This is a genomic window from Exiguobacterium sp. UBA7533, assembly GCF_002479335.1.
GTDB lineage: Bacteria > Bacillota > Bacilli > Exiguobacteriales > Exiguobacteriaceae > Exiguobacterium_A.
This window is the reverse complement of sequence record NZ_DLMP01000005.1, coordinates 252,865-266,380: the sequence shown is the minus strand read 5'-3', so window position 1 is coordinate 266,380 and position 13,516 is coordinate 252,865. Positions and strand designations below refer to the sequence as shown.

General features: G+C 48.2%; 19 protein-coding genes. 7 read left to right on the top strand and 12 right to left on the bottom strand.

The features are described 5' to 3' along the window. Positions 1–43: 43 nt before the first annotated feature. Positions 44–409, top strand: a complete 366-nt coding sequence (locus B2U10_RS08850) for a YciI family protein (protein ID WP_290786895.1) — start codon at positions 44–46, stop codon at positions 407–409. Beyond that, on the top strand, positions 406–708 hold the full coding sequence (locus B2U10_RS08845; RefSeq protein ID WP_214853777.1) for a putative quinol monooxygenase: 303 nt from the start codon (positions 406–408) through the stop codon (positions 706–708). Before B2U10_RS08850 ends, B2U10_RS08845 begins: the two co-directional genes overlap by 4 nt. A gap of 40 nt (positions 709–748) precedes the next feature. Here the strand turns inward: B2U10_RS08845 and B2U10_RS08840 are convergent, their stop codons facing one another. Both B2U10_RS08840 and B2U10_RS08835 read right to left on the bottom strand, forming a co-directional pair. After that, entirely contained in the window at positions 749–1,066 is a 318-nt protein-coding gene (locus B2U10_RS08840) for a hypothetical protein (protein ID WP_290750393.1), read from the bottom strand. 79 nt (positions 1,067–1,145) lie between these two features. Next, complete coding sequence (locus B2U10_RS08835) at positions 1,146–1,682, bottom strand: flavodoxin family protein (protein ID WP_290750396.1); 537 nt, start codon at positions 1,680–1,682, stop codon at positions 1,146–1,148. Positions 1,683–1,827: 145 nt separating this feature from the next. Between B2U10_RS08835 and B2U10_RS08830 the strand changes: the two genes are divergently transcribed. After that, positions 1,828–2,496 (top strand): hypothetical protein, encoded by a 669-nt coding sequence (locus B2U10_RS08830; protein WP_214853785.1) that lies wholly within the window; start codon positions 1,828–1,830, stop codon positions 2,494–2,496. Here B2U10_RS08830 and B2U10_RS08825 read toward each other — a convergent pair. After that, positions 2,484–3,335, bottom strand: coding sequence for an alpha/beta fold hydrolase (locus B2U10_RS08825; RefSeq protein ID WP_290758452.1), 852 nt, complete (start codon positions 3,333–3,335; stop codon positions 2,484–2,486). The two genes, B2U10_RS08830 and B2U10_RS08825, sit on opposite strands and share 13 nt — an antisense overlap. Before the next feature lie 113 nt (positions 3,336–3,448). Here B2U10_RS08825 and B2U10_RS08820 point away from each other — a divergent pair, with 113 nt between their 5' ends. The 3 genes from B2U10_RS08820 (at position 3,449) to B2U10_RS08810 (ending at position 5,779) form a co-directional block, all read left to right on the top strand. Beyond that, positions 3,449–4,453: a helix-turn-helix transcriptional regulator gene (locus tag B2U10_RS08820; protein WP_290750405.1), complete on the top strand. Its 1,005-nt coding sequence runs from the start codon at positions 3,449–3,451 to the stop codon at positions 4,451–4,453. A gap of 154 nt (positions 4,454–4,607) precedes the next feature. After that, entirely contained in the window at positions 4,608–4,934 is a 327-nt protein-coding gene (locus B2U10_RS08815; RefSeq protein WP_290750408.1) for a hypothetical protein, read from the top strand. 326 nt (positions 4,935–5,260) lie between these two features. Continuing rightward, the gene (locus tag B2U10_RS08810) at positions 5,261–5,779 is read left to right on the top strand and encodes a hypothetical protein (protein WP_290750411.1); all 519 of its coding nucleotides are present in this window, start codon (positions 5,261–5,263) and stop codon (positions 5,777–5,779) included. 245 nt (positions 5,780–6,024) lie between these two features. Here B2U10_RS08810 and B2U10_RS08805 read toward each other — a convergent pair whose 3' ends face one another. From B2U10_RS08805 to B2U10_RS08795, 3 genes are read right to left on the bottom strand one after another with little or no spacing between them, the layout of a single operon-like run. After that, the gene (locus tag B2U10_RS08805) at positions 6,025–6,999 is read right to left on the bottom strand and encodes a hypothetical protein (protein WP_035407970.1); all 975 of its coding nucleotides are present in this window, start codon (positions 6,997–6,999) and stop codon (positions 6,025–6,027) included. After that, complete coding sequence (locus B2U10_RS08800; RefSeq protein WP_035407969.1) at positions 6,996–8,042, bottom strand: DUF58 domain-containing protein; 1,047 nt, start codon at positions 8,040–8,042, stop codon at positions 6,996–6,998. Before B2U10_RS08800 ends, B2U10_RS08805 begins: the two co-directional genes overlap by 4 nt. A gap of 2 nt (positions 8,043–8,044) precedes the next feature. Continuing rightward, the gene (locus tag B2U10_RS08795) at positions 8,045–8,953 is read right to left on the bottom strand and encodes an AAA family ATPase (protein ID WP_035407966.1); all 909 of its coding nucleotides are present in this window, start codon (positions 8,951–8,953) and stop codon (positions 8,045–8,047) included. A 224-nt stretch (positions 8,954–9,177) separates the two neighbouring features. Between B2U10_RS08795 and B2U10_RS08790 the strand changes: the two genes are divergently transcribed. Then, positions 9,178–9,405 carry a hypothetical protein gene (locus B2U10_RS08790; RefSeq protein ID WP_035407964.1) on the top strand — a complete coding sequence of 76 codons (228 nt, stop codon included), beginning with the start codon at positions 9,178–9,180 and terminating at the stop codon, positions 9,403–9,405. A 33-nt stretch (positions 9,406–9,438) separates the two neighbouring features. Here the strand turns inward: B2U10_RS08790 and B2U10_RS08785 are convergent, their stop codons facing one another. The 6 genes from B2U10_RS08785 to B2U10_RS08760 form a co-directional block, all read right to left on the bottom strand. Next, the gene (locus B2U10_RS08785; RefSeq protein ID WP_290786892.1) at positions 9,439–9,654 is read right to left on the bottom strand and encodes a DUF3006 domain-containing protein; all 216 of its coding nucleotides are present in this window, start codon (positions 9,652–9,654) and stop codon (positions 9,439–9,441) included. A gap of 21 nt (positions 9,655–9,675) precedes the next feature. Then, entirely contained in the window at positions 9,676–10,536 is an 861-nt protein-coding gene (locus B2U10_RS08780) for a ComEC/Rec2 family competence protein (RefSeq protein ID WP_414651178.1), read from the bottom strand. Next, the gene (locus tag B2U10_RS08775) at positions 10,533–11,084 is read right to left on the bottom strand and encodes a histidine phosphatase family protein (protein ID WP_290786889.1); all 552 of its coding nucleotides are present in this window, start codon (positions 11,082–11,084) and stop codon (positions 10,533–10,535) included. Before B2U10_RS08775 ends, B2U10_RS08780 begins: the two co-directional genes overlap by 4 nt. 46 nt (positions 11,085–11,130) lie before the next feature. Beyond that, a complete protein-coding gene (locus tag B2U10_RS08770) occupies positions 11,131–11,925 on the bottom strand; it encodes a DUF3307 domain-containing protein (protein WP_290786886.1) in 795 nt (264 codons plus the stop codon). Next, the gene (locus tag B2U10_RS08765) at positions 11,922–12,569 is read right to left on the bottom strand and encodes a hypothetical protein (RefSeq protein ID WP_035407956.1); all 648 of its coding nucleotides are present in this window, start codon (positions 12,567–12,569) and stop codon (positions 11,922–11,924) included. Before B2U10_RS08765 ends, B2U10_RS08770 begins: the two co-directional genes overlap by 4 nt. Before the next feature lie 286 nt (positions 12,570–12,855). Continuing rightward, positions 12,856–13,326: an NUDIX domain-containing protein gene (locus B2U10_RS08760; protein WP_230088538.1), complete on the bottom strand. Its 471-nt coding sequence runs from the start codon at positions 13,324–13,326 to the stop codon at positions 12,856–12,858. Positions 13,327–13,516 lie beyond the last annotated feature (190 nt).

Below are 13,516 nucleotides of genomic sequence, written 5' to 3'. Positions count from 1 at the left end.
CTTCTCTTGGAAGGGAATGGAAAGGATGAAAGGAGGAAAGATGATGCAATTCTTATATGTTGGCTATTACGATGCAGACCAGATGGATGCTTTATCGAAGGAAGAGATTGACGTCTTGATGTCGCGTTGTGATGCGTTGATGAACACCTTTAATAAACAAGTGAACGTTTTATCAGACTGGCACCCGGGTCTAGCGACACAAGCATTTTACTGGCGAGATGGTGTCGTGCAGACGAATGATGAACCAGATCGTTCGAGTGGGGAGCAAATCGGCAGTTTGATCGTCTTTGAAGCACGTGATTTAGATCATGCGATGGAACTAGCTTTCCTTCATCCGACGACTCAAGTCGCAGAAGGGGAATCTTACGGTTGGCGAGCGGAAGTTCGACCGTTATCAGGTACCTCATGATGTATGGATTATGGACGACATTTACGACTCAAAACGGACAACGCGACAACGTCATTGCCCTGTTGCTTGAAGCTGCGGCTTCTCTTGCGACGCATCCGGGCTGCCTGCACTACATCATCAGCCGTTCTGACGAGCCAGATGTTTTGCATGTTCGCGAAATTTGGACGGATTCGGCTACTCATCAAGCATCCTTAACTTTACCGGTGACGCAGCACTTGATTACGCAAGCGCGTCCGTTACTTGAACATGTTGAACGTGTACTGGAAGATCAACCGCTCGGTGGCAAAGGACTCATATAAATCAAAACCCCTTCTCTCATCGAGAAGGGGTTGAATGCTGTTAGGTTGCTTTCCACTTGATATCGATGACGTCTGACGCTCGTACCATTCGGCGCATACCTGTCGATGTGACGAGTTCAATCGTTCCACGGTCATGAAAAATCGCTTGGATTGAACCGGATACCATATCCAGTTGTTTCAATCGGACGTGGACCGTCTGTCCGGTCCGGACTGCACGTTCCATGATGTGTTGCAAGGAGAGGCGATCACGAACAATCGTCTCTTCGCGAGATTGATACAAATGTTCAAGATGAAGGATATGCTGGCGTGAAGTCAGTTGTTTCCACTTGCGATTCGATCGTTTTTTAGATGCGAACATGGCTGACCACCTCCTGAATTGAGTCGTACGCTAGACAGTCGTGCGCTCTGCTTCAGATAATTCCCTTCAAGATCCGTGCTTAAACACGTGCACCTGACATTTTTTCGCGAAACGCCTCGATGGCCACAATTGCTTCTTGATCGTGTTCGACCTCACCCGGTGCATTCCCTTCGGCAAGAATCGTTGTCTCAAGCGTCGCACCGAGGAACGACGCGATATGCTTGAACTGCGTGACGAGTGCCTGTCCTTTGATGCGCGGATCGTCTCCACCGACGGCAATCAAGTGGAATCGTTTCCCTGCCATTCGGCTTTTGAAGTCGAGCTCTTCGTCGCGAAGTGACTCGCTGAATCGGTCGATGAATAATTTCATCTTCGTCGACATCGAGTACCAGTAAATCGGTGTGATGAACAGGATGTCATCGTGTTCAAGCATCGCTTCGACGATTCGGCGATAATCATCACCGATCGGCAAAAAGCCACCATGATGACGGCGGTCTTCAATCGGCTGAATCGAGACGTTCGCCAAATCGACAGCCACATGACGGATGCCTTTCAACGCTTGTTCACCTAGCCATTCACTGTTTCCTTTACGTGAGCTACCATAAATCGTATACATATCGTGCATCTCCTTTTGAATTCGATTGTTTTATTCTATTCCAAACTTCACTGTCAATACATCGATATGCTCACAATTGGTTTTGAATAAGGGTTTTGCGGAAAAAGACAAGAAGACGAAAAACAAATAGGGGAGGAACAGTCGAATGGAGAGAAGTACGCTCATTGCGCTAGAAAAACACTTATATGCCATCCACCTCGAAATGGATGGACTGGCGCGGCTGATTACGAAACAATTGATTCATTTGAGCCAAGTGGCTGCATCCGTCGAACATTTTCGGCGGATGAGCTTTGATATCTATAAACATCGGACGTCGCTCGAACAGGTTCCGTCACAAGTCTTATATGAGACGGCTCTCGATTACGAAGATTGGCTCGAAGAAGAATTTGATGAGATTCCTGCTAATTGGCAACTGGCGACGAAAGAAGAAGAGGTACTCGAGCAGCTCTGGTGGTTCGAATTCTCACGGATTCTAGCGGAACTCGAAGAATGGCTCAGTCTTTATCTGATTCGCCGAATTCGAGAAGATGTCCGCTATATGCCACCGGTGATCGAGAAGAACGCCTACGCCTTGTCGGAAGATGCCCGACACGTCTTTTGGCGACTTTTACAACGTTCCGTCGCGAAGCCTTCATCAAAAATCAAGGCCAATCAATTATCGTGCCGAATGGGGATCGCCGAGATCGCCCGCTGTGCCCGCCTCAATCAAGATCGAACACGTCGTGCGATCGGTGAACTGAAGAACCGGGGACTGGTTGCGATCGAAGAGGACGACGAGAAGTTGAAGATGCGGCTTCGGCTTCAAGTCATCTGATTGAAAGCGATGAAGCGTTCAATCATGCGTTCATCCCGACGTGCGGATGGACCAATCCAAATGAGATGACCGGGGCTCTTCGATTCGATGAACTGTGCATGCGGAATGCTTCGTCGAGCGTATTCCGCGTGTTCGAACGGAACAGCACGGTCTGACTTTGAATGGACGATCAAAACCGGACACGTGACGGCTTCGAGTCGCTCTTGTCCTAAGTCTTGCGTGATATCGAATAACACACCCCGTCCTGGACCATTTTGAAGACCGACCTCATATAACAACGAAGCATCCGTCTCACTGATGTGAGTACGGATTGTTTCGCGTGGTAAGAGACTCGTCATCTCGACCATCCGGACGGCCGCTTCTTCAGGAAACTTCCGAATTTTATCCTTCACATACGCCCAAATCCCCCATTGAATGAACTGCAAGGGACGCTGCAAGACCGGTTGGATGAGTAGGCGATGATAAGGAAGTGAAATCCGATGCGTCATCGCACATGCTAAGACGAGGGCATGAACGCCCGTATCCAATCCGGCAAGGGCGATCGCCGTCGGTCCTCCGGCTGAGATGCCGTAAACGGTATAGTGTTCGATTTGACGGGATGCGAGCCACCCGGCGTAAAATGTCGCGAGCGCCTCTGGATTATCTGCGAGTTGAAGTGGTGTTCGTCCATACCCCGGACGCGATGGTACGATGACACGATACCCTGCAGCAATCAATTTCTCGACATGGTAGATTTCCCGATAGTCCGACTGCGTCCCATGAATTAAAAGAATGACGGGACCGCTTCCGCTATCCCGGTAATCAAAGCGCTGCCCGTTCCATTCTGCGATACAATGCATCCAAATTCTCCTATCTCTTAATATTTACCATTTTATTGTTAATCTAATTTTCTTTTTCATGTATACTGTAAAGTATAACCAAACCATTGTGACTTAGGAAATGAGGATGCGTAGTGTCAAACGAAAAATTAACAAACCGTGACCGCTTACTTGCTGTACGAGAAATCTTCGAACGTCAGTCGGATGAAGATCATACGTTGACGCTTGAGGAATTAAGCATGGAACTCTCGAAACGAGGCTTAATCGAGAAGCTATCCCGAAAATCGTTAAAGGATGATATTGCAGCACTTGCTAAATCAGGCTTCGACGTCGTGGCGGAAGAGACGAAGAATGGACTTGCCATTCCGTATCATCTCGTCAGTCGTCCTTTTGAACATCATCAGCTCCGATTGCTCGTCGATGCCATCGCTAGTGCGAAATTCATCTCGGAAAGTGAGACAACAGCTCTCGTCAAGACGCTTCAATCCCTGACGAGTGATAAGATGGCGGAGTCACTTCAGCCGGTCCTACATACTGTCAAAAAACCAAAAGGGATGACGTCCCGCTCAATCGATACGATTCAGAAAGCAATCAGTGAAGGTTTTGTCATCAGCTTCCAGTACCAAGGGAAATTCAACGAACGGACGCGAAAGTTCGAGTTACGCAAGGATGGCGAGCATTATCTCGTTTCACCAGCACATCTATTGATGGATAACGGAAATTACTATTTGATCGGAAGAGACGAACGGATCAAAGAGGTTCGAACGTATCGGGTCGATCGAATCGTTGATTGTAAAGCATTCGAACCGATGGAAGAACCGGTCTATGTCGAGCCAAGTTACTTAAGTAATATGTTCAACATGTATGGAGGAGAGAACGAGCAATTGACACTTAAATTCCAGGAGAGTCTGATGCCGACCGTCGTTGACCGGTTCGGGACCGATATCCGTTGTCGTCGTCTCGATGACCTCTGGTTCGAGGTTAAGGTCGATGCGCTCTTTTCTGACGGCTTCATGATGTGGCTGATCCAGTTCGGCAACCAAGCAGAAATCATCGCACCTGTCGAACGCCGAGAGACATTCAAGAATAAAGTAGCGGGTCTTGCGACGATGTACCAAGTCGAAACACCTGCTCTTTAAGAGGTAAAGCAAGGTTCATTTGACCATGGATCTTGCTTTTTTAATTACGGAATAAAAAAATGTCGTTTTTTGTCGGATATTCATATTTGAATATTTTAAGCGAATAGTTCCAGTTACTATTATAGGTATCTGATACTTATGTAGGAGGAACGACATGCAACAGATGGAAAAAAGCCGATCAAACGGGATGCGGAAATTAGGTGCTTTCCTGTTCTTCGTTTGTTTATCCTATACATCTTGGTACTTATTCTCACTTTTTGTCTTTCATTTCGTGTTACCAGAAGATGTCATGACATCACTCGACATCGTCGCGTTCGGATTCAGTCCGGTTATCGCTCTTGTTGTCACCATCGGATCGCTACGTTTGATCGAACGGCGCATGAAACCTAAATTTACCCCCCTTTTATTCATCGGGTATATGCTTTCAACAAGTGTTTTGATCTATTATTCAGTTGCCTACGCGCTTCTACCCCGACTGTGACTTGCAACTCCCCAGCAATTGGCATATGCTACGCTTATAGCTTGCTAGGTAAGGGGGGATACGATGAACGCACAGTATATCCTCGACTGGATGCCGCTCGTGATTCCTGTCGGTGCCATTGTCTTTATTGTCGTCATTGCGCGTAAGGCTTCAAAAATCGATGCTGAAAAGTAAGAAGACTCCAACTAGGGAGTCTTTTTTTATCGGATTCCGTTGACACTTTATTCTTGTGATTTCCCTATTGTTCGAAAACATAACGCCACACATTTTTATGGTATAAAGAAACTAGGTGAAAGACCTAATATCAGGAAATCATGGAGGGACAGATGAGACAAAGAACCGTCATGACTTTACTTGCACTCAGTCTACTGCTTACCGTGTGTATGTTGAAAAAATCGACGTTGACGCCAAAAGCTAGTACCATCGATCTCACCATCGCTGTCGTCGGAACGGCTCCAGTTCTTACACAATCTCCGGACTTCCACTCAATTGATCTGCAGGAAATCAAAGGAGATTTACGTCAATATGACGCCGTCATGATCATGCCGGAGTACTTACATAAGGCAGCAGGACGTGACTATGCCTCCGTCTACCGGAAAGCACATATTCCATTTTTCTTCATCGGCTCTCAAAAATCCATCGAACCGTTTCTTGATCCGAGTCTCTCCTATGAGGGAAGCATCTCGGTGCCGAATCCGACGTTTGCAGCTGGTATGCTCTATGACGATACGCAAGAGACGACCTGGTTGTTCGGAGAGGGGATCGAACGACCGAATCGTTCGGAGCAACTGAGGATCTATCAATCGATTTTTCAAACGATTGAACAGAGCCACCTGGAAAATTAACGCTTGAAGGAAACTAGACCGAAAGTGTCCGGAAGTGTACTCATTTCTTTTCGCTTCGGTCTGTTTTTCGTCCATCGAAATGTTTTGTTGGCGCTAAGACGATTTCTTGGATATTGACATGTTGTGGTGGCGCGATGGTGGATCAAACCATCTCTGCGACTGGTGACTTGCGACGACACTACGCAATCAATTGATGCGCACTTAATGCGACAAAAAGCCCTTGCTCCACGAGCAAAGGCTTTTTGTTAACGTTCGATTTGTTCGCGTACTTGACGCCGGAACGTTTGGATATCATAGGCGGGTTCGCTTGTACTGAATTCAATCCCGTCGATTAAACGCGCATTGGATGACGCATCCGGGAACTCAATCCGCATCAACCACTCAAGCGTCGTCTCCTCATGACGTCTTGGGAAGGCTTGTTCAAGTTGCGAAGCAATCTTCAGCAACGGGTGATGACTATAACGTTTTGGAGCATGCGTTCGTACCTGTTTGGAACGTTTGACAGTCTGTTCCATTTCAATCGGAATGACTTTTCGCTTCCGGATGACGTACAGCGTGATTGCAACGAACAATACAGTCACGATTGCCGTCACGATCCAAATCCAATGTGACGTTCCCGCTTGGACCGTTGCTTGTTTGACGTCTTCCACGCTTTTGATGTTTTCAAGTCCCATCGCGCGGTTCGTCATGTTGTCCGCTTTTCGTCCGAGTGGCTCCGTCCAAAGGAAGAGGGAGCCAAATGCTTCAAACAGCGGTCGGATCGAATTCGTCACGGACCCTACGAGTACTTCCTTCGTCAATCGAAAAAGACCGGCTAAAAGGAGCCCTAACGTCAGCATCAGACCAACTGTTGAGAAGATACGTCGCCATTCTGTCATATAGGTGACGACGAATGGATACGCGACGACAAGGAAGAGGAGCAAAAAGGCACCAAGCGGTGGAGTCACACCTGGGAATAGAATCATCACGCCACCGACGATCAGTCCACTTGCGGCGTAACGCCAAGCTGACTCGACCGTATCAAGAAATGCGGTCCAGGCGACGAAGATAAGAGCTAAAATACAAGCAACCGGAGATAGAATGAACAGTAATCCCGCTGCGAGTAGCTGCAGTCCAATCCGAAGCGAGCGGTGCGGCACGAAGGCAAGTGCCGGGAAAACGAGTGCTAGATAGAACGGAACGGGTAACAGACTCGCTAGGAAAATCCACCAGAGAATCATGCGCTCACCCCTTTCTGCCGATGACCGAGATGGATCTCTGCCGTCGTTGACGGAACGCTCCGTTGTAAGCGTTTCGTGAAATAGCGGCGCTCGAGTGGTAAGTCATATTCTGAGATCCGGGCAAGACATTCCATCGTCCGAAGGAACTGATGTTTCCCCGTACCGGACGGGACATGATACCACTGACCCGTTCGATTGACCATCGAGATCCAAAGACTGTAGGAAGCGCCTTGTTTTTCGAGTTCGCGGATGATTGTTGCGGCACGCGATAAGAGTTTCTCGAAGTCAGAGCGGAGGGCGAGCCCGTCTGCTGACAGACCATCGACGATCACGGCATAATCATGATTACGTTTCCGATCATATTGATACGAATACAGTTCGTTTGTCTTTGCATAGGCAGACCAATAGATCGATTTCGCATCTCCGGAATAGGGAACGACTGAATGAAAACTCGAACGATCCGAAAACGGACTCGAACGATCAATCGTCTCACCCGGAATCATCCGCTCGTTCCACTCGACGGACGCTGGTGCGAAGTCCGGGAAGACATGCCCAAGTTCCTGGATGTCGAGCGTGATATAGATCGTCATCAGATGAAACGGATCCGAGATCATGATGTCAAACGATTGAATCCGAATCGTTCCTCGCTGTGCGGCAATGACATCGATTGAAAACGGGACGATCGTCTGTTTACCGACATACATGTGTTGACGCCAAAACTGACTATTCGCGTCAGGAAGCTTGATTTGATCCCCGAGTAGACCGGAAATCGTAATCCGTCCAAGCGGCAACTTCGTCGGATTCGTCAGCTCGAACGGAATCTGGATCGCTTCTTCCCGGAAAGCACGGACTGTCTCAAGGAGGCGGACGTGGATCCGCTTCGCGACATATTCAAGATAATAGGGCATCACCCAGCCGTATATCGTATAGGCAAATAACAAGGCCGCCATCCAAACAGGACCATAGAGTCCGACGATGATCCCACTTGCGCCCGTCATGGTGAGAATGATGAGGTTAAAGGCTTTTGGTGTGATCAATTGCATGATTACACCTCAGTTGGAACGGTGAGTGAATCGAGAACCTGCTGGACGAGACGTTCGTTCGACAACTTCAGCGTCGCTTCAAGTGTTAGGACGAGTCGGTGAGCGAGAAGCGGCGTTGCTAAGTGTTTGACGTCTTCTGGTGTGACGTACGTCCGCTCTTGCATCCAAGCACGCGCTTTTGCTGCCTTTAAAAGGGCGAGTGTCGCTCGTGGACTTGGTCCAATCTCAACGTCACGATGGGCGCGGAGTGCGTCACAGACATCAAGTAAGTAATTTTCGACGCTGTCCTCAATCGTGACAGCAACCACTTCCTCTTTCCAGTCGTTGAGTTGTTCAAGTGGAATGTGTAGATCGGCTGCGGTCAGATGCGCTCCACGTAACAATGCTTTTTCCGCTTGACGCGTCAGGGGAGCGAACGACAACTTGAACAAGAAGCGGTCGAGTTGCGCATGGGGGAGCGGGAACGTGCCGTGTCCGTCGAACGGGTTTTGTGTCGCGATGACAAGAAAGTGTTGCGGTAGCGTATACGACATATCACCAATTGTCACTTGTGCCTCTGCCATGGCTTCAAGGAGAGCGGACTGGGTCCGTGGAGTCGTTCGGTTGATCTCATCAACGAGGACAATGTTCGCAAACAGCGGACCAAACCGTTGTTCGAACGACCCAGTGAGTGGGTTAAACAGCTCCATTCCGAGTAAATCCGTCGGTAACGTATCTGCTGTACATTGAACACGTGAGAATTTTGCATCGAGTGTCTGCGCGAGTGCTTTTGCTAGTGTTGTCTTACCAGTCCCGGGACGGTCTTCGAGTAAAATATGCCCCTCGGCAAGTAAACCGATCAATAAATGATCAATCACATCGTCCTGACCAAGGACGGATTGCTTAAGTGATGTCCGTAACGTTTGAAACATAAATGATTCCCCCTTTAAGATGCTTTGTATTTCTAAAGTGTACGAAAATTCAGAAAAAACCGCTAGTAATTTTCCTAAAACGATTGGTCTAGAAATACGTCTACCTTTTATACTACCATTTTCATCCAAAAGTTTCGTAAAATATCAAAAACATTGAAACAGGATTAGAAAGTCATTTATCGAATAATGTATTTAGGGTTGCTAAGATAAGGAGGAATGGACTCATGAAACAATACACTACGGAATCCGATACCACTCCAGTCGTTCAACATGACGTCGTCCATAGTCCGCTCGATGATTACCAACGCGTCGTTTCCGGAGGTCCCCCGAATCGTCGTGCCTTTGCCGCGATCGGTCGACTCCCAATCGGATTACGTTTGCTTACGTATACGCTTGGTTTCTTATTCACAGCAAGCATCCTCACTGGACTCATCATCAGTCTACTTGATTAAAAAAGACTCCCTCAGCGCACCGAGGGAATCCCATCATTCTTCAAAGAGATCATCCATCAGCTCGGTGATCTCTTTTTTACGCTCGTTCGTCTCGTTGCGTAAGATCCGAATCGAGCGTCCGCTCCAATCGAGTCGGTCGCCAATCGTCGCTTGGCGCGGTAAACGACTTTTCGGTAACGTGATCGTCTCACGGTCGTCGGTCTCACAAATTGCTAGATCACCTTCAAAATCAGCTACGGTCAATCGCATCTGATACACCTCCGCGTCTAGTTATTCCGGTCGTAAATCAGGCCGGTTCGATTCTTTGATACCGTCACCAGTCGAGATATACTGAATCGTTCCACTTTGATCGGTTCGGTCAATCGTAATCCGTTCTGCCTTCAGTTCTTGTAAGACGGAAGGACGTGGGTGACGATAAGCATTGTCCTTTCCGGCTGAGATCAAGGCACGTTTTGGTGATACAGCTTGTAGGAAGGGCAGGGAGGACGATGTGTCTGCCCCGTGATGTCCAAGCTTTAAGACATCAGCACGTACATCGGTGTTTGACTCGAGTAATTGTTGTTCAGTTCGGATCGGCGCGTCGCCCATGAAGAGGAAGCGGTCTTGTCCATGTTCGACCCGGAGGACGGCACTCCAGCTGTTAAGATCCTGTGTCCCGTCTGTTAGAGGAGCAAGGAACGTAAAGCGTGCGGCTTCACTCGGTATTTTAAGACCTGCTTTAACTGACTTGATCGTCACTCCTTCGCGTTTGACGGCAAGGAGGAAATCGCGATACGTCTCCGTCGTATGCGTGACTCGCGGGGCATAGACGCTGTCGACTGGAAAGGCATCGAGGACGGTATCGAGTCCACCGATATGATCGGCGTCCGGATGTGTCGCAATGACCGCTGTTAAGCGTTTGATACCCAATTTTTGCAGGTAGCGGACGACATCTTCGCCTTTGCCGTTATTCCCACCATCAATCAAGATCGCATCTTCCTTCGTTCGGATGAACGTGCTATCTCCTTGACCGACGTCAAAACCATAGATTTCCATCTGTCCTGCCGTCGGGGCAGGGGGTTCTTCGTCCCGTGTCGTATAGAAGATGACGATTAAACAGAGTGCTAATAGAATCGTTGATCCCCATTTCAACATGTCGGTTCCTCTTTCTCGAACAGATACAGCATGCCATTGCGCGGATGACCGAACCGTGGTCCGCTGTAACCGCGTCGTTTTAAGGCAGCGCGCATCAGAATCATCATGCCGCCGTGACCGACGAGTAGAACCCGTTCGTCGTCTTCGAACATTAATTGATTTAAGAGCACTTCAATCCGTTCATTCGCATCCTTGATTTCGGCTTGAATTCGTTTACTGAACGGGGCTGCGAATCGACCGAGAACCGCCCAGCCGAGGAACGGTAATCGGAGATTCGACCGAATCGTCGGAAACGGCACTTCACGCAGCAAATCCGTCACGATGATTTCTTGATCATAAACGCTTTGCGCCGTCTGAACGGCACGCGGCATGCTACTGGCATAACAGATTGTCCAGTCAATCTGACCGAGCTCGACCGGTTGAATATCGATCTCTGACGTATCATACCGTTCGATCCATTTTTCAATATCGCTAGCGCTAATCCAGCCTTTCGTCGGATATCCTTCCGTCACCCGGTGATGCCTGACTAATCCAATTTGTTTCATATGTCGTACGACGGATTAAACCGTCTCCCTCACTTTCATTCATCGTTTACAAAGCGACACGGATTGCCAGTCCACATAAAATCGCTCCTAAGATACTGAGCAAGCTCCCGATGATGTAATATTCCGCAAAGCGGCGATCTTCAAACTGTTTAAAACGAGCCAATGCCTTCAAGGCAATGATGAAGCCAATGGCTCCAGTTGCATTCGTTACAACGAGCAGGGTGATGATTGCGCGTTCGACGAGACCGATATAACGTCCGATCCCGCTTAATTCCGTCGTATAACTGCGCGCAGAATCTTCGACTTCGTGCGTGACGGTCCGCGAGATGCCGTCTAACTGCTCTTTGCGTGTCACTGTCCGCTCGAAATGCGCTTCAATCAACCGCGGCGCGAATGGTGCGAGCATCAAGGCGATTCCGTGACCGAGTAACTCCGTCGTCACTAAACTAAAGCAAAGAATCCACAGGATCTGCTCCGGTCGCGAGAATGACAACGACCAATCGATCGGAACGAACACCCATGTCAAGGCGATGATGGCAACGATATGTAACGCTTGATCGATCCAGTACGCTACTGCTTGTTTGACGCGGCGTTTGAGCGGGGAAGCATCGAGCAGAGCGTGAAACACGAGAATGCTGCCTCCAAGCCATCCAGCGATGTCGATGGTCAATTCCCCTTGGATGACGAAGAACGCAAGCACAAGTAGCATCAGAGCCGCATGAACGGCAAGATGTTGGAGTAAGATGCGTTGGTGTCGATGTTTCAGTTGCGCCATTCGTTTCGTCTGTAATGGAAAATCAGCAAGTAGATGGACAAGTAAAAGACTAAGTAAGACGGTCACCGAATCGCCTCCCAGACTTGGAATTGCTCCAGTGCCTGGGTCAAGGCAGCTTCAAGTCGCTTCCGTTGCTTACGCTGCGAGCGGGAGACGAGTTTTGCGACATTTACGCGGGCATCTTGTTCCTTGAAGCCCATCTTCAGTCCGATCTCTTCATACGTATCATCCGGATATCGATCCATCAACCGGTGCAGTTCAATCTGACGGTCCGTCTTCCCGAAGTAAGCCGGATACAGCATTTCGAGATAACCGTTCAGCAAGGCAGTCGGTAAGTAGGGCGGTCCAGCAAAAGCAATCCGCGATGGAAGCGTCTTCGCTAATTCCTGTGCTTCAAAAGCATGAATGATCGCACTACCATTGGCTTCTTCAGCCCGCGTCGTCGAAATCGTCTCATATTGACCAAATCCAATCCCGATGTAACCTGGCAATTCTTGATTCAATAAGTGCAGAATGACCGGATAACTAACCGGATAATCCGCGAATACCGCTAGTAAACTATCGCCGGATTTGATTTGAAACGGAACAATACTCAATGGAAATGCTGTATTCAAATCGTTCGCGAGTACACGAAGCGCTTGAAGTAACGCTTCTTTGCTCGGATAATCGCGGGAGCCTTTGACATCAAACGACAAAGCAACAGCTTGCATGACGATTCCTCCTAATCATTTGTTACCACAATCATGGAAACATTTAATTTGTTACCGTTAAAAAGGTAACATTCGCAGTGTTACTGTTATTAGAGTAACAAAGAATAAGTAAGAAGACCAACAGGACGATAGAGCGATTTTTAAATGGCAGGGGGGATAAATGAATCTGACTAAAATATCATTTTTTTATTTAAGTTAACATAACATATATTATCAATAGTTATAAGAATTCGTCTCATAATCAAGGTAAACTTAAGATAGTGAGACAAAACAAAAAAACACGGGATTAACCGTGTTTTCGACAATCATACGGACGTGTCCGTTCCAATCGATGAATCAAACGATCCAAGAATATATGATGGCGGCGTTCGAGTTGCGTGATCCGTTCAAGCGGCAACCACGCGAAATCAAAGAAATCACCGCAATCCTGACCGTCTCCAGCAACACAGTGCGTCCAACGGTTCTCTTGGCATTCAATGTGCGCATGATAGAAATACGTGTAATGCACCCGCATTCGCTCCGGATAGCGCATCTCTTCTTCACCGATGTACTGGACGGATGCTAACGAGAGACCACTTTCCTCAAGCGTCTCACGGACAGCCGCTTCTTTTGCGATTTCAGCATCTTCGATCGTACCTGCAGGAATCTGCCAATCACTCTCAGGAGCCGATTGTGGATGAAAAACAAGTAGTTCCCATCCGTTAGGTTTTTCCCGAGTGATATAGATTGCTACTTTTTCGCGACGTCTGAATTTCATCTTCATCACCTCTCCAAGGTCGGCAGATTGCACAACAAGCAGCTAAAGGGACGGTCCCGTAGCTGCTTGATCAATTGACGCTATAAGCAAAGCTGCGGAGACGCGTGACCCGACGCTTGTTCGTGACGAATCGTGACCTGACTATTTCTTCTATTGTAGCCGTTATTGGTCAGTGTTTCAATTTGTAAAC

Bases quoted from the DNA above. Each gene is read 5' to 3' on its own strand.
- B2U10_RS08785 (WP_290786892.1), bottom strand. From the start codon at position 9,654: ATGCGATTGACCGTAGCTGATTTTGAAGGTGATCTAGCAATTTGTGAG.
- B2U10_RS08815 (WP_290750408.1), top strand. From the start codon at position 4,608: ATGCAACAGATGGAAAAAAGCCGATCAAACGGGATGCGGAAATTAGGT.
- B2U10_RS08795 (WP_035407966.1), bottom strand. From the start codon at position 8,953: ATGTTTCAAACGTTACGGACATCACTTAAGCAATCCGTCCTTGGTCAG.
- B2U10_RS08790 (WP_035407964.1), top strand. From the start codon at position 9,178: ATGAAACAATACACTACGGAATCCGATACCACTCCAGTCGTTCAACAT.
- B2U10_RS08825 (WP_290758452.1), bottom strand. From the start codon at position 3,335: ATGCATTGTATCGCAGAATGGAACGGGCAGCGCTTTGATTACCGGGAT.
- B2U10_RS08810 (WP_290750411.1), top strand. From the start codon at position 5,261: ATGAGACAAAGAACCGTCATGACTTTACTTGCACTCAGTCTACTGCTT.
- B2U10_RS08830 (WP_214853785.1), top strand. From the start codon at position 1,828: ATGGAGAGAAGTACGCTCATTGCGCTAGAAAAACACTTATATGCCATC.
- B2U10_RS08845 (WP_214853777.1), top strand. From the start codon at position 406: ATGATGTATGGATTATGGACGACATTTACGACTCAAAACGGACAACGC.
- B2U10_RS08760 (WP_230088538.1), bottom strand. From the start codon at position 13,326: ATGAAATTCAGACGTCGCGAAAAAGTAGCAATCTATATCACTCGGGAA.
- B2U10_RS08775 (WP_290786889.1), bottom strand. From the start codon at position 11,084: ATGAAACAAATTGGATTAGTCAGGCATCACCGGGTGACGGAAGGATAT.
- B2U10_RS08805 (WP_035407970.1), bottom strand. From the start codon at position 6,999: ATGATTCTCTGGTGGATTTTCCTAGCGAGTCTGTTACCCGTTCCGTTC.
- B2U10_RS08850 (WP_290786895.1), top strand. From the start codon at position 44: ATGCAATTCTTATATGTTGGCTATTACGATGCAGACCAGATGGATGCT.
- B2U10_RS08835 (WP_290750396.1), bottom strand. From the start codon at position 1,682: ATGTATACGATTTATGGTAGCTCACGTAAAGGAAACAGTGAATGGCTA.
- B2U10_RS08800 (WP_035407969.1), bottom strand. From the start codon at position 8,042: ATGCAATTGATCACACCAAAAGCCTTTAACCTCATCATTCTCACCATG.
- B2U10_RS08840 (WP_290750393.1), bottom strand. From the start codon at position 1,066: ATGTTCGCATCTAAAAAACGATCGAATCGCAAGTGGAAACAACTGACT.
- B2U10_RS08765 (WP_035407956.1), bottom strand. From the start codon at position 12,569: ATGCAAGCTGTTGCTTTGTCGTTTGATGTCAAAGGCTCCCGCGATTAT.